At 31.7% G+C, this 16151-nt stretch carries 14 protein-coding genes, 1 riboswitch and 1 other annotated feature; of the genes, 2 read left to right on the top strand and 12 right to left on the bottom strand.

What is annotated here, in order from left to right; genetic code table 11:
* The 6 genes from MR593_RS09745 to MR593_RS09720 all read right to left on the bottom strand — a co-directional run.
* Positions 1–1523 (bottom strand): peptidoglycan D,D-transpeptidase FtsI family protein (locus MR593_RS09745; protein WP_290692335.1); only part of this gene is annotated, 1523 nt, incomplete at its 3' end.
* A gap of 11 nt (positions 1524–1534) precedes the next feature.
* On the bottom strand, positions 1535–1861 hold the full coding sequence (locus tag MR593_RS09740; RefSeq protein WP_290692333.1) for a hypothetical protein: 327 nt from the start codon (positions 1859–1861) through the stop codon (positions 1535–1537).
* 218 nt (positions 1862–2079) lie between these two features.
* Complete coding sequence (locus MR593_RS09735) at positions 2080–3984, bottom strand: ABC transporter ATP-binding protein (protein WP_331474789.1); 1905 nt, start codon at positions 3982–3984, stop codon at positions 2080–2082.
* Complete coding sequence (locus MR593_RS09730) at positions 3977–5710, bottom strand: ABC transporter ATP-binding protein (RefSeq protein ID WP_290692329.1); 1734 nt, start codon at positions 5708–5710, stop codon at positions 3977–3979. The genes MR593_RS09735 and MR593_RS09730 overlap by 8 nt, the downstream gene beginning before the upstream one ends.
* Before the next feature lie 131 nt (positions 5711–5841).
* Entirely contained in the window at positions 5842–6252 is a 411-nt protein-coding gene (locus tag MR593_RS09725; protein WP_290692327.1) for a MarR family winged helix-turn-helix transcriptional regulator, read from the bottom strand.
* Between the two features lie 174 nt (positions 6253–6426).
* Positions 6427–7815: a TrpB-like pyridoxal phosphate-dependent enzyme gene (locus MR593_RS09720; RefSeq protein WP_290692325.1), complete on the bottom strand. Its 1389-nt coding sequence runs from the start codon at positions 7813–7815 to the stop codon at positions 6427–6429.
* A gap of 64 nt (positions 7816–7879) precedes the next feature.
* Positions 7880–8123 (bottom strand) — a binding site (T-box leader).
* Between the two features lie 162 nt (positions 8124–8285).
* Here MR593_RS09720 and MR593_RS09715 point away from each other — a divergent pair.
* Together MR593_RS09715 and MR593_RS09710 are read left to right on the top strand one after the other, a co-directional pair.
* Positions 8286–9449, top strand: coding sequence for a M20 metallopeptidase family protein (locus MR593_RS09715; protein ID WP_290692323.1), 1164 nt, complete (start codon positions 8286–8288; stop codon positions 9447–9449).
* Positions 9450–9470: 21 nt separating this feature from the next.
* On the top strand, positions 9471–9914 hold the full coding sequence (locus tag MR593_RS09710) for a hypothetical protein (protein ID WP_290692321.1): 444 nt from the start codon (positions 9471–9473) through the stop codon (positions 9912–9914).
* Between the two features lie 65 nt (positions 9915–9979).
* On the opposite strand, the gene MR593_RS09705 is transcribed toward MR593_RS09710, so the two are convergent.
* From MR593_RS09705 to MR593_RS09680, 6 genes are all read right to left on the bottom strand, one after another.
* The gene (locus MR593_RS09705) at positions 9980–11332 is read right to left on the bottom strand and encodes an MATE family efflux transporter (protein WP_290692319.1); all 1353 of its coding nucleotides are present in this window, start codon (positions 11330–11332) and stop codon (positions 9980–9982) included.
* A 141-nt stretch (positions 11333–11473) separates the two neighbouring features.
* Complete coding sequence (locus MR593_RS09700) at positions 11474–12763, bottom strand: O-acetylhomoserine aminocarboxypropyltransferase/cysteine synthase family protein (RefSeq protein ID WP_290692317.1); 1290 nt, start codon at positions 12761–12763, stop codon at positions 11474–11476.
* Positions 12764–12897: 134 nt separating this feature from the next.
* Positions 12898–13000, bottom strand: a riboswitch (SAM riboswitch).
* Positions 13001–13077: 77 nt separating this feature from the next.
* A complete protein-coding gene (rsmH, locus tag MR593_RS09695) occupies positions 13078–14013 on the bottom strand; it encodes a 16S rRNA (cytosine(1402)-N(4))-methyltransferase RsmH (protein WP_290692315.1) in 936 nt (311 codons plus the stop codon).
* A 36-nt stretch (positions 14014–14049) separates the two neighbouring features.
* Positions 14050–14787, bottom strand: coding sequence for a prolipoprotein diacylglyceryl transferase (gene lgt, locus MR593_RS09690; protein WP_290692313.1), 738 nt, complete (start codon positions 14785–14787; stop codon positions 14050–14052).
* 11 nt (positions 14788–14798) lie between these two features.
* Positions 14799–15581 (bottom strand): tyrosine-protein phosphatase, encoded by a 783-nt coding sequence (locus MR593_RS09685; RefSeq protein WP_290692311.1) that lies wholly within the window; start codon positions 15579–15581, stop codon positions 14799–14801.
* A 123-nt stretch (positions 15582–15704) separates the two neighbouring features.
* Positions 15705–16151, bottom strand: a 447-nt coding sequence (locus tag MR593_RS09680) for a M16 family metallopeptidase (protein ID WP_290692309.1), incomplete at its 5' end; no start/stop codon positions are given.

Below are 16151 nucleotides of genomic sequence, written 5' to 3'. Positions count from 1 at the left end.
TATCCAGGTAAATAAGCTATTTTACCTCCACCGTCTGTAACAACAGAATTCATGACTTCTAGCATTTTTTTTGAGGTATCTTTAGAAACTACCTGTCTTACAGTTTTAGGTTCAATTTCTTCTGTTATATTCCCTTCATTATCTGTATAAGCCTTTACAAGTCTCGGCTGCATGAGATTTCCATCGTTTGCAATAGCGGAGACTGCTGTGATTAGCTGTATAGGAGTAACTGATATAGATTGACCGAATGAAATAGTCGCTAGCTCCACAGGACCGACATCTTTTTCCTTATATAATATACTGTTCGCTTCTCCTACTAAATCTATACCTGTTTTGCTTGTAAGTCCAAACCCTTCTATATAATCGTATAATTTGCTAACTCCAAGCCTTCTTCCTAATTCCACAAAAACTGGGTTACATGAATTTTGCACTGCTTCTTCAAACGTTTCGCTTCCATGAGGTCTGTAAGATCTCCAGCATTTTATCTTTTGCCCTTCTACATTTACGCTACCTGTACATGTAAAGTGTTCATTTGGTTTGATTACATTTTCTTCTACTGATGCTGTAGATGTTATCAGTTTAAAAGTAGACCCTGGTTCATATGTATCACTTATAAGTGTATTTCTCCACATTTCATAATAGGCGTTTATTTTTTTATCGTCGTCATAGCTTTCTAACAACTCCTCAAAATAAGGATATATCGCTTTTGTAGGAGTATTTGGGTCGTAATCTGGCTTTGATGCCATTGCTAAAACATCTCCTGTTTTTGGGTCCATGGCGATTATCTTTACTCTTTTGGCGTTGTTTAGTTCATAGGCCCTTTGTGCTGCTTTTTCTGCATAGCTTTGAATAACTTCATCTATAGTAAGCACTAATCCATTTCCCTGAGTGGGCTCGTAATACTTTTCTACACCTTGATTGATTTCCCTACCAGATGCATCAGTGCTGACTATCAGCTTTCCTTCTTCACCATGTAATTTACTATCGTATTTTAATTCAATACCACTTACTCCTGAGCCGTCTGCTGACGTATGACCTAAAACATACGATGCAAAATTTCCATATGGGTAATATCTCTTTGGATCTTCTGATACCCATATTCCTGATAAAGACTGGCTTTGTATTTTATCGGCCACATCGTCGTCTACCCATCTTTGGATTCTAACTAATGCTTGATCTGTTTTTGATATTAATTTTAAAACTTCTTCGTAATCCTTATCCTTAACTATGCTCGCGATTTTCTTCGCCGTCTCCTCTTTATCCTTCACTTCAACTGGCTTACACCAAATGGTGTATTTCGTAACACTCACAGCTAATTCCTTCATATTTTTGTCGTAAATAGTCCCACGTTTTGCCTCTATAGGAATTTCTCTCGTCTGCTGCTCTGAGGCCTTAGTACTGAGCCATTCACCATTTATGAGCTGCAAATAACAAGTTCTTACTATTAATATTAAAAACAAGCTACATGCGCAAATAAGAACTAATACTAATCTTTTTTTACTTTTAATCCTTATTTTTTTCATTTCATCCTCCTTTAATCGTCTACAGAAATATACCTTTTTTGATATTCTTTCGGATAAATCATATTCAATTTTGAACTAGCCTCTTCTTCTAAGTTATTTGAGCTTTTGTCGCCTATATTTTCTACTTTTAAAGTTTCTAGCTTATTCTGTTTCTTTTTTAAATCCTTTTCCAAATAATATATATCGTATTTTAAGCTCGAAGAAATCTGATAAATACATAAATTTCCAATACCTATCGCCGCTATTAAAACAATCAATATTACACCTCTTTTATTTTTATTCTTTTTCCTTCTTTTATATGCTTTAAAACTCTTTATTTTTTCCTTACTCTCCTTCATATCAAGACCCCCTAATTTTAAACATCAATACATAGTCTCAATTAAAGAATTATTTATTTCGGATATATCTTCCTCTAAAAAAATTTCTAAAAAAATATACATATAAATACAAATTCGATTTTTTTGTTTCAATATTTTTGAATATATTTTAAATTGAAACAAAAAAAATACACCTAACTTTAGTTTTATTCACTAAAATTAAGTGTATTTATCGTATACTATTCTAATTCAAAGGCGCCAGTATATAATTGATAGTATTTGCCATGTTTTTCAATAAGCTCGTCGTGACTTCCACGCTCGATTATTCTACCTTGGTCTAACACCATGATGACGTCTGAATTTTTTATTGTAGATAATCTATGCGCTATTACAAATACTGTTCTTCCCTCCATCAATTTATCCATACCATCTTGAACTATTTTTTCTGTTCTAGTATCTATACTAGATGTAGCTTCATCTAGTATAAGTACTGGTGGGTCTGATATTGCAGTTCTAGCAATTGATAAAAGCTGTCTTTGTCCTTGAGATAAATTGCTTCCATCTCCTGTTAAAACAGTATTATATCCATCCTTTAAATGAGATATAAATCCATGTGCATTGGCAAGCTTAGCGGCGTTTATTACTTCTTCGTCAGTTGCATCTAATTTCCCATATCTGATGTTTTCCATTACAGTTCCAGTAAATAAATGCGTATCTTGAAGTACTATTCCCAATGATCTTCTCAAATCGTCTTTTTTGATTTTATTTATATTGATTCCATCATATCTAATTTTTCCGTCTTGTATATCGTAAAATCTATTTATCAAGTTTGTAATTGTAGTTTTACCTGCACCTGTAGCTCCTACGAAAGCTACCTTTTGACCTGGCTTAGCGTAAAGCCTTATATCGTGTAAAACTATCTTATCGTCGTTGTAACCGAAATCAACACCGTCGAATACTACGTCTCCACTTAACTTAGTATATGTGACAGTACCTTCTGCTTTATGAGGATGCTTCCATGCCCAAGTTCCTGTATGCTCTTTTACTTCTTTGATTTCTCCATCTTCTTCTACGGCATTTACTAAAGTTACATAGCCATTGTCTACCTCTGGTTCTTGATCTATAAGTTCAAATATTCTACCAGCTCCAGCAAGGGCCATTATTATAGAGTTAAACTGTTGAGATACTTGAGTTACCGGCATATTAAAGCTTCTAGTAAGTTGTAGGAAAGAAGCTAATCCTCCTAGAGTCAGACCTCCTACACCAGTTATAGCTAAAACAGCACCAATAGCAACTATTAAAACATAGCTTATATTACCTATATTTCCCATTATAGGCATCAGCATATTTGCAAAGCTATTTGCATTGTCTGCACTTTCAAATAATTTGTCATTTAACTCGTTAAATTTAATATTTGACTCTTCTTCATGGCAGAATACTTTAACGACCTTTTGACCCTCCATCATTTCTTCAATATATCCATTGACTGCACCTAAATCTCTTTGTTGATTTATAAAGTAGTGAGAGCTCTTACCACCTACAACCTTCATAACTCTGTACATTACAACAACCATCAACAAAACTAAAACTGTAAGTATCGGACTAAGTATTATCATAGATGCTAAAGTACCTACTATAGTTATTACAGAAGATATAAGCTGAGGTATACTTTGGCTTATCATCTGTCTTAAGGTATCTGTATCATTTGTATAAATACTCATAATATCTCCATGAGCATTTGTATCAAAGTACTTAATCGGAAGCTTCTCCATATGTTCAAATAAATCATCACGGATATTTTTTAATGTTCCTTGAGATATATTTACCATAAGTCTACTATATATATAAGATGATACTGCACCTGTATAGAAAATTGCTGCCATTATACATAAAGCTTTTAACAAAGGTACAAAATTAGGGTTAGAGCTTCCTACAAGTGGCACTATATAGTCATCTATTAAGCTTTTTAAAAATAAATTTCCTAAAACAGAAACAATTGAACTAATAAATATCATTATTAAAACTATAAAGAATAAAAATTTATATTCTTTAAATATATAATCTATTATTCTCTTTAAAGTCTTCATAGGATTACCTTTAGGAGCATTTGGTCTTTTTCCATTTTTATCGAATTTTCTACTCATTATCATCAGCTCCCTTCATTTGTGATTCGTAAACTTCTCTATAGATAGAATTATTTGCTTTCAATTCATCGTGTGTTCCTATTGCATCTATTTTTCCATCATCTAAAACTATAATCTTATCGCTATCTTCAATTGACGATATACGTTGAGCTATTATAATTTTAGTTGTAGACGATATATCATTTTTTAGAGCATCTCTAATTATTGCATCTGTCTTAGTATCTACTGCACTTGTAGAGTCATCTAGAATCAATATTTTAGGCTTTTTAAGAAGTGCTCTTGCGATACATAATCTCTGCTTTTGACCTCCAGATACGTTAGTTCCACCTTGTTCTATATAAGTATCGTATCCATCAGGGAAAGTTTCTATAAACTCGTCTGCACAAGATTTTTTACATGCATCTATTATCTCTTCGTCTGTGGCGTTTTTGTCTCCCCATCTTAAATTTTCTTTAATTGTACCTGAAAATAGTACATTTTTTTGTAAAACCATAGAAACTTCATTTCTAAGGCTTTCAGTATCGTAATCCCTTACATCTACTCCACCGACCTTTATACTTCCTGCTGTAACATCGTAAAGTCTCGGTATTAGTTGAACTAAAGTGGATTTCGCACTACCTGTTCCTCCTAAGATTCCAATAGTTTCGCCTGATTTTATTTCTAGATTTACGTTTTGTAGATTTAACTTGTTTTCGTCTCCTGCATAAGAAAAATCTACATTTTCAAATACTATAGATCCATCCTTTACTTCTTTTATTGGATTTTTAGGATTTGTTATAGTGCTCTTTTCTTCTAAAACTTCAAATATTCTATCTGCAGAAGATTTTGCCATAGTTATCATTACAAATACCATAGATATCATCATCAAACTCATAAGTATTTGAGTTGCATAAGTAAATAAACTCATAAGCTGACCTGTAGTCATTGTATCTGAAACTATCATTTTAGCCCCAAGCCATGATAAAAGCAATATACATGTATACATAGTAAACTGCATTACAGGTGCGTTTAATACTAATATTTTTTCTGCATCTACGAACTTATTTTTTACATTTAAAGAAGCCTTTTTAAATTTATTTATTTCAAAATCCTCTCTTACAGCAGATTTCACTGTTCTTATTCCAGTTAAATTCTCTTGAACACTGGCATTTAAATCATCGTATTTTTTGAAAACACTCATAAATTTAGGATGTACATTTGTCATTATAAAAAAAAGCACTGTTCCTAAAAATATTATCGCCCCTAAAAATACTAATGATAAAGTCTTATTTATTAAAACAGACATAATCATAGCAAACACGAGCATAAGTGGAGCCCTTACACACATTCTCAAAATCATCTGATATGCATTTTGTACATTTGTTATATCAGTAGTAAGCCTTGTGACTAGACCTGCTGTTGAAAACTTGTCGATATTTTCAAATGAAAATTCTTGAATATTTTCAAACATAGCACTTCTCAAATTTCTCGCAAAGCCAGCAGAAGCATTAGCTCCATACTTCGCAGCTAAAGCACCACAAAAAAGTGATAACATAGATATAACTAACATAAGTACACCTATTTTGGCAATATATCCCATATCACTATTATTTATACCATTATCAATGATTGCAGCCATTAAAAACGGTATAATTACTTCACAAATAGCTTCTAGTATTATAAATAATGGTGTTAATATAGAAGCTTTTTTAAATTCACCAATATATGATGCTAATTTTCGTATCATTTTATCCCTCCTCAATACATAAATAATTTTATTTTTGCAAAATTAAAAAGTCCTCATTATAAAAATTATTAAATTAATATAGACTTTTTAAAACTTACTATAGAAATTTCTCTATGTTTTTAAAATGTAATTTATTTTAAATTATTTAAAACCTTATCTAATAATACAACTAATTCTTCTTTTTCTTCGTCAGAAAAGCCTTTAACAATATATGATTCTAATTCTTCGAGATGTATATAAGTTTCTTGTACTACTTTTTTGCTTTTGTCGGTCATTTTTATAATTTTAGATCTTCTATCCTTTAAATTTGTCTCTCTAGTTATTAAATTCTTATCCTCTAGTCTGTTCAAAATTCCTGTAATTGTAGGATTTTTCAATCTTAAACCAGCTTCTAAATCCCTTTGTGTAACTACAGAATCCTCATGGTGCTTTAAATACAGAAGTACATTCATTTGAGATTGTGTCAAATTATACCCTTGTAAATGCTTATTACATCGATATTCAAAAGCTATGTGTATTTGTTTAAATGTAGAACTTAGCATTGATTTTCATCTCCTTAAAATATATAGCTTGCTATATATTTTATTAATTTTTATTTTTTGTGTCAAGATATATTTTTAATTTATAAATATTTGTTTTCAAAAAAAAACGAAAAATCTTAACTTTGAAGAAGTTAAAATTTCTCGCTTTTTTTATCAATATTTATATAATCATCACTATTTTATTTCGTCTTGTATTCCTGGAATTATAGGTAATTTATCAAATCCAACTTGTAAATCTTCATCTGTAGGAATATAATCAGTCATTGTTCCTTCTACATAAGCATTATATCCCTTCATATCGAAGTATCCTGTTCCAGTTAAGCCGAATAATATAGTTTTTTCTTCACCAGTTTCTTTGCATTTTAATGCTTCATCTATTGCAACTCTAATAGCATGTGATGATTCTGGAGCTGGAAGTATAGTTTCAACCTTAGCGAATAATGTAGCTGCTTCAAATACCTTAGTTTGTTCAACTGCAACTGCTTCCATATATCCATCGTGATATAATTTAGATAATACTGGACTCATACCGTGATATCTAAGTCCTCCAGCATGGTTTTTAGATGGTGTAAATTCACATCCTAAAGTGTACATTTTAGCCATAGGAGTTATTTTACCTGTATCACAGAAATCGTATGCGTATTTACCTCTTGTAAGAGATGGACAAGATGCTGGTTCTACTGCAACTATTCTAGGATTTGCTTTTCCTAATAGCTTGTCTTGCATATATGGAGCTATAAGTCCACCTAGGTTAGATCCTCCACCTGCACATCCTATTACTATGTCAGGGTATTCTTCTAATTTATCCATAGCAGCTTTAGCTTCTAAACCTATTATTGATTGATGCAAAAGTACTTGGTTTAAAACTGAACCTAAAACATATTTGTATCCATCTGTTCCTACTGCTACTTCAACAGCTTCAGATATTGCAGTTCCTAGAGAACCTGGATCATCTGGATTTTGAGCTAGTATTTTTCTACCTGCATTTGTAGTGTCACTTGGAGATGGAGTTACATTTGCTCCAAATACTTTCATTATATTTTTTCTGTCAGGCTTTTGTTCATAAGATACTTTGACCATATATACATTTAGTGGTAATCCAAAGTATGAACAAGCTTCTGATAAAGCAGTTCCCCATTGACCTGCACCAGTTTCAGTAGTAACACCTTTTAAACCTTCTTTTTTAGCATAATAAGCTTGTGCTATAGCTGAATTTAATTTGTGGCTTCCTGAAGTATTGTTTCCTTCAAATTTATAGTATATTTTAGCTGGTGTTCCTAGAGCTTTTTCTAGATTATATGCTCTACAAAGTGGTGATGGTCTATATATTTTGTACATTTCTCTAACTTCATCTGGTATATCAACGTATCTAGTTTCGTTGTCCATTTCTTGATGAGCTAATTCCTTGCAAAATACAGGATATAAATCTTCTTCAACAGCTGGCTTCATTGTAGCAGGATTTATCATTGGATCTGGTAATTCCTTCATGTCAGCTCTTAGGTTATACCATTGTTTTGGTATTTCTTCTTCACTTAAATATAATCTGTATGGTGCCTTTTTCATATTTTTTTCCTCCCTAATACTTTAAATTAATAATTTTTTCAAATAAAAAAGACTTTTATCCCATAATCGGGACAAAAGTCATATCTTCTGCGGTACCACCCTAATTGGTCATAAGACCCACTCATCTCATATACTATCATATATGCTCCTATGGTAACGGATGGAGTTCCCGTCAGATACTACTCAGATAAAACCTTTCATTCTGCCCTCATAAGTCCATTCAATACAAGTTATTTATCGCGATTCCACCATTTGCGACTCTCTGTAAAATAATTATTGTATCTACTTCTCTTATTCATCGGTTTAAATTATTATATTAAAATTATATTTCTCCACGTTTTATTTGTCAACTATTTTCTAAATTTATTTGTTATTTCAAATTTTCTGTCAAGTTTTCAATATATATTTTTTTCAAATTATTTATCAATCGATATAAAAATAGCTTATAATTAATAGAAGGAGGATTTGAAATGGATATAAAAAATTTATGTTTAGATATAGAAGATTGGATAATAAACGTCAGAAGAGATTTACACAAGACACCAGAATTAGGCTTAAAGGAATTTCAAACTAGAGAAAAAATCAAAAAATACTTAGATGAAATAGGAGTTGACTATGTAGAGTACAAAAATACAACTGCTATAGTAGCTGAAATAAACAAAGGCTTTGAAAAAACAGTAGCTTTGAGAGCCGATATAGATGCTCTACCTATCACAGAAGAATTAGATTTAGAATATAAATCTCAAAACGAAGGAGTTATGCATGCTTGCGGCCACGATGCACATACTGCGATGTTATTAGGAGCTTGTAAAATTTTATATGAAAATAGAGATTTATTAAAAGTGAATGTAAAATTCTTTTTCCAACCTGGAGAAGAAATCGGTGCAGGAAAATATATGATTGAAGAAGGATGTCTAGAAAATCCAAAGGTAGATATGGTATTTGGTATGCATGTCGGATCTCATATAAAAACAGGATATATCGAGATAAAAAAAGGCACTGCAGCAGCATCAACAGATAGACTCATTTTAAGAGTATTAGGCAAAAATGGACATGGAGCGTACCCACATGAAGGAGTGGATGCAATAGTTATCGCATCTTACTTAGTAACTGCACTTCAAAGCATTGTCAGCAGAAATATAGACCCTACTGACTCTGTAGTAATCTCCTTTGGGAAAATAGAAGGTGGACATAAGGGCAATATTATATGTGATGAAGTCAAGCTTACTGGTACCTTAAGAACACTAAACGAAGACAGTAGACATTTAGCAAAGAAAAAAATTAAATCTATGTGTGAAAATATAAGCGCTGGATTTGGAGGAAATGTAGAACTTGAGATAATCCCAGGTATTCCAACTCTAGTAAATAATTCTGAGCTAGTAGATTTAGTTGTAAAAAATACATCTGAATTATTGGGAGCTGATAAAGTGTTAAAAAAAGAAAAATCCCCTCTTGGAGCTGAGGATTTCTCATGGTTTTTACAAAAGGTTCCAGGTGTATTCTTTAACCTAGGATGTGGTAATGAAAATAAAAACACTATTTACCCTATCCACAACTCAAAATTCAATATAGATGAAGATTGCCTTTTAATAGGGACAATGATTCATGTTAAAAATGTATTATCTCTAAAATAATATAAAAATAAGGAGAATCCTATGAAAAAAATATTTATTATAGCATTAATTATATCTAGCATCTTTTGCTTTGGATGTAATCATAAAGGTGATTCAGAAACCATGGTAAAATTAAATAAAATAGATATTTCTGCATTAAGCAATAGAAAAATTAAAAATATAATCGACGATTCTTCTTTAGAAGAGGGTGTTTATCAGATAAATACTAAGTCTAATACATATATATATTTCTTAGGAGTTAAAAACGAATTTACTGATATAAAATGTGATATCGAAGATGATACTTTAAATATCGGAGCTTCTTTAAATAAAAAAGATAACTCTAAAGAACTATCACAAAAGCTATTTGTAGTTTATCAAAAGAACAATACTGTTTCTTATGATAAGGCAAATTATTATGATAATATAAAATTAACTGTAGACGGTAAAGCTTCAAGCTTTAAATCTATAATCACTATAGATTAATATACCTAAAAAAATCCCTACACAGATTATACAAAAATTTTAATCTGTATAGGGATTTTTTATAATTAATACCAATATAATTTCCATCTTCCGCTCAAATATCTCCATACGAAAAATACACTTCTAACTGCCCAGTCTATTGTCATAGCAACCCATACGCCGAATACACCCCAGCCCATGAATTTTCCTACAATATAACTAAATCCTATTCTAAATATCCACATTGAAACTATGCAGACAATCATACAGAATTTTACATCGTTACAAGCTCTAAGAGTATTTGGAAGTGTAAATGATAAAGGCCAAATAAGCATACCCATCACTCCGTGGTAAATTATGATATCTCTAGCCATCCTAGATGTCTCTTGAGATAAATTGTAAACATCTAAAATAGGAGCTAATAATATAAATATAATTACGTTAGTAATTATCATACCAATATACGTAAATTTTAATAATTTCTTAGTATAGTATCTCGTTTGACATTCATCATTTGCGCCCACACACTGTGATGTCACTGCTAGAACAGCTTGCCCAATCGCCATGCCTGGTACTATTTGGAATAATGCAAGACAGTTACTAACTGCATTTGCCGCTATTGATGCAGTTCCAAAGCTAGCTACTAAATTTAAAACTACTATTTTACCAAGCTGGAACATACTGTTTTCTAATCCATTTGGAACACCTATATATAAAATTCTCTTTATCATACCTCCATCAAAACGAAGGTTCATTTTCTCAGATAAATGAATTTGTAACCCTTGATTTCTTATAAGATAAAATGCTATTATCGCTGCTAGATATCTAGAAAATACTGTCGGAATGGCAGCTCCCATAACTCCAAGCTTTAATCCATATATTAAAAGAGCATTTCCAACGAAGTTTACACTGTTCATAAGAATTGATATTTTCATAGTTATTTTAGAATTTCCCATAGCTCTAAATAAAGCTGCCGCTCCATTGTAAATAGCTATTCCTGGAATTGATAAAAATACTATCAATAAGTATATATTAGCATGATACATGACATCAGCTTCTAATGTACCAAAAACTTTGTATAATATAAAGTTTTTCAAAAGGTAACCTATAATCATAACTGTAATTGAACTGACTATTAAAAATAACATCAATTGATCTGACGCTTCACAAGATTTCTTTTCATTTTTTTGACCTAAATATTGCCCTGCTACGACAGCACCACCAGTCCCCAACGCTGTAAAAACCTGTGTTATAAGCACCATAACTGTATCAACTAAGGATACTGCCGATACCGCTGATTCCCCTACGCTCGCTACCATAATTGAATCTACTAATCCTACAACTATCAAAAGTAATTGCTCTACTATCAATGGACCAATTAGCTTCTTTAAGTCTGAATTAGAAAATAAATAATTTATATTTTTCTGACTTGTTTCCATTAAAACCACTTCTTTCAAATAATTTTTTTCACATAAATTAAGTAGCTATCAATATACAATATATCAATAGCTACTTGTTATCATTTATTTATTATATACCCGTTGGTATTTTTTTACAATATCTTTATTATAAAGAAATTTCTATAAAGCTGCTGCTTTTAATGCTTGGTCTAAATCCCATAGTAAGTCATCTATATCTTCTATACCTACAGACATTCTTATCATATCTGGTCTAACACCTGCTGCTGCTTGTTCTTCTTCGTTAAGTTGAGCATGTGTAGTACTTGCAGGATGTATAACTAATGATTTAGCATCGGCAACATTTGCAAGATGAGAGAATATTTGAAGGCTTTCTATGAATTTCTTACCAGCTTCTAGTCCTCCCTTGATACCAAATGTAAATATTGAACCTGGTCCTTTTGGTAGGTATTTTTGAGCTAAATCGTAGTATTTATTGTCTTTTAATCCTGGATAATTAACCCATGCAACTTGTGGATGGTCATTTAAAAATTCAGTTATAGCTTTTGTATTGCTTACATGTTTTTCTATTCTAAGTGACATAGTTTCAAGTCCTTGTAATAGCATAAATGCGCTGAATGGACTTAAGCAAGCACCAGAGTCTCTTAGCCATTGAACCTTTAATTTAGTTGCATAAGCTGCTCTTCCAACATCTTTTGCGTAATTAAGTCCATTATAAGACATATCTGGTTCAGTTAAGCAAGGGAATTTTCCACTACCTATCCAGTCGAAGTTACCGCTGTCTACTACAACTCCACCTAAAGTAGTACCGTGACCACCTATGAATTTAGTAGCTGAGTGAACTACTATATCTACGCCGTGATCAAATACTTTTATTAAATAAGGAGTTCCAAAAGTATTGTCTAGCATAAATGGTATTTTATTTTCATGAGCTATATCTGCTATAGCTTCGATGTCTACTAGATTTATTCCTGGATTACCTATAGTTTCTGCATAAACTAATCTAGTTTTTTCGTTTATTGCTGCTCTAAAGCTTTCTGGATCGTCTGGATTTACGAAATGAGTTTTTACACCAAATTTTGGAAGCATGTTTGAAAGTAAGTTATATGTTCCACCGTATAGAGTTGGTGCTGCAACTATTTCATCTCCTTCTTGTATTATGTTAAGTATTGCTGCATTTATAGCTCCCATTCCTGAAGAGAATGCTACTGCTCCTACTCCACCTTCAAGTAGAGCCATTCTATCTTCAAACACTTGAACTGTTGGGTTTGATATTCTTGAATATATATGTCCATCTTTTTTAAGTGCAAATAAATCTGCTCCATGTTGAACATCTTCAAAACAATATGATGTTGTTTGATATATTGGAACTGCTCTAGATCCTGTAGCTGGATCTGGTTCTTGTCCTCCATGAACTTGTAATGTACTAAAACCTAATTTTCTTTCTGCCATATTAGTCCCTCCAAATATAATATATAAATATAAGCTTTTACCAAATAAACTCTTACACTTCATTTTATAGAAAATTTTAAACCACGCTAAAAAACTCTTTTATCAAAAGATAAAAGAGTCTAAATTCATATCTTCTCTTATCTTTCTTATGAAAACATAAGTAGGATTTAGCACCTATCTAAAATATAGGTTGCCGGACTTCACAGGGCCTATTCCCTCCATCACTCTTGATAAGAATTTATTTAGTTAATATATTTATTATATACCTAAAAGTATATCAAAACAACAAAATTTTACATATATGGTAAATTTTATTATTTTTTCTCTGCTACTCTCAGCTTTGCACTTCTCGAACGTGGATTAGCTTCGACCTCTTCCTTAGATGGAAGTATCGGTTTTCTCGTAATTACTTTGACTTCAGAAACCTTGTCGCACTGACAAATTGGGAGCTCTGGCGGACATATACAGCTAAGTGATAGATATTTGAATTCGTTTTTTACTATTCTATCCTCTAGTGAATGGAAAGTTATTATACATATTCTTCCTCCCTTATTCATCATAGAGACAGCGTCATCTATCATCTTGTTTATTACACCTAGCTCGTTATTTACTTCTATACGTATAGCTTGGAAAGTTCTTTTCGCTGGGTGTGGACCGTCTATTCTAGCTTTTTTAGGAATCGCCTTTTTAATTACATCTACTAACTCTCCTGTCTTTTCTATAGGCTTGTTTTTTCGCTCTTCAACTATAAATTTGGCAATTCTCTTCGCCCAATTATCTTCACCGTAGTCTTTTATTATCTTTGCAAGCTGTTCTTCTGAATAAGTATTCACCACGTCGTATGCAGAAAAATCTTGTCTGACATCCATTCTCATATCTAAAGGTGCATCGTGCATATATGAAAATCCTCTGTCTGCTTCATCTAATTGATGTGATGACACTCCTAAGTCAGCTAAAACGCCATCGATTTTATATACGCCTATTTTCTCAAGCTCTTCTTTTATATTTGCAAAATTGCTGTGGATAAATCTAACTCTATCAGAATACTCGCCGAGTCTTTCTTTTGCTGTAGCTATAGCATTTTTATCTTGATCAAATCCTATAAAAAGACCTTTATCTGAAAGTCTTTTGACAATTTCCTTTGAGTGACCTGCTCCACCCATTGTACAATCTACATATACACCGTCTTCTTTTATATTTAAATTTTCTATACATTCATTTAAAAGTACAGATACATGGTTAAATTCCACTAAAGCATCACTTCCTTTCTTCGAAATATTTTCTATCTATATATTATTTTTAGCTCTTCTAGATAATATGTAATTTAATATCACGCCTATAATTATACAAGCTAAGCTAACTACTTGGGCCATTCTAAGTGGTCCTAGCATAAGTGAATCTGTTCTAAGCCCTTCTATGAAAAATCTTCCTATAGAATATAAAATTATATAATCCACAAGTATTTGTCCTTGGTATTTTTGTTTTTTCCTAAATATAAATAAAAATAAGAAAACACCTAAATCCCAAATAGACTCATATAAAAAAGTAGGATGAACCTTTACGCCATCGACCATTATACCCCAAGGTAGATTTGTCGGACCTCCGTGGGCTTCTTGATTTAAAAAGTTACCCCATCTACCGATAGCTTGAGCTAGAGGTATTCCAAGTACTACGCAATCTGCTAATTTAAAGAAATTTATCTTTTTAATCTTCGCATATATAAATCCTGCTAATATACCCCCGATTAAACCTCCATGGATAGCCAATCCTCCTCCTCTGAAGTTTAATATCTCAGCTATATTTCCAGCATAATACGACCAATTAAAAATCACATAATAAGCTCTGGCACCTATTAATCCACATGGTATTGCTATCATAGCTAGGTTTAAAATATCATCTTCTGATATTTTAAGTCTCTTAGCCTCTCTAAGTGCGATAAAAACGGCTATCACCATTCCTGTAGCTATTAAAATTCCATACCACATTATATCTATTCCAAATAATGTAAATGCAACTCTATCCATATAAACACCTCTTATCTACCAAATATTCTCTTTAAAAATCCTCTTTTTTCTGCTGGCTTTTCAAGCGGTTCTTCAACAATTATGTCCTTATTTTGTATAATACATTCGGCATTATTTATAAATAAATCGTCAGCTAACTCCTTTGAATATTTCTTTTCAATATATTCATATGCATCCTTTAATAGTGGACGTCTTCTGCCAGAGCTATGTGCATCACTTGAAACTAAATGAACCATATTTCTGCTTATCAAGAGATTGCATAGCTTTTGCAGTTCTTTTCCATTTTTGCCCATAAGGCTAGAGCTGTTTATTTGAATAATTGCACCTGTCTTTATACAATCGTAAATTATCTCTGGATCCTCGTGGATTTTTGCATATCTCTCTACATGAGCTAAAACAGGTACGAATCCCTTTTGTTTTAATTCATATACGACATTGCATAAATTAATTGGGAAATTAGTCGGTGGAAACTCTACCAATACATACTTACTGTTATTTAAAGAAAAAAAGTCTAAATCCTCAATATTTTCTATTAAATTAGAAGTAAAATAAATTTCATTTCCCATATATACTTCAATGTCTATTTTATTTTCTTTTAACTCTCGTTTAAAATCTTCATAAACCTCTTTTAACTTATCACCTTTTAAGTATCTAAATTCAGGATGATAATGAGGAGTAGCGATAATTTTTGTTATTCCTTGCTCTTTAGCTATCAGAGCCATACTTATGGCATCATGCATACATTCTGCTCCATCATCTACATCTGGTAATATATGGCAATGCATATCTATCATAAAAAATTCCCCCCTTTTGCCCAAATAATTTATATAAATACCATTGTTATTATATCAGTTTACGAGTTAAAAATAAATATTAAAAAAGTTGTAGGAAACAAGCTCCCCACAACTTTTTAGTTATTATTCAGCTTCTATAGGTTCCACGATAGATATTACACAATTATCTTCTCTAAAGTGATTTTTTAGTCTATCCTCTACCTCTTCAAATGTGATTTCTTTTATTACATCTACATAATCTAGTAAATTTATATCTTTAAATTTATAGAAAATAAAATTATTGGCGATAAATGTTATAGAATCAAAATACTTTATAAAACTACCTATTGAAGATTTTTTTATTCTCTCAAATGTCTTTTTATCTAAGCCTTCTTCTTTATATTTATCTAGGTATTCAAATATTATTTTTTTGACCTCTTTAGGATTTTTTGATTCTCCACCAATTGTCGTAAATGAATAATCTACCTGTGAATTAAATCCCGCTCCAAAGCTTCTATTTATCAATCCCTTCATATATAGATCTTCATATATTTCGCTTCCACGTCTAAATAGCATATCATTTAATATATC

This window comes from Intestinibacter sp., from assembly GCF_022780145.1.
Lineage (GTDB): Bacteria > Bacillota > Clostridia > Peptostreptococcales > Peptostreptococcaceae > Intestinibacter.
The sequence above is the reverse complement of the archived record's forward strand: the minus strand, read 5'-3'. Positions and strand labels throughout refer to the sequence as shown.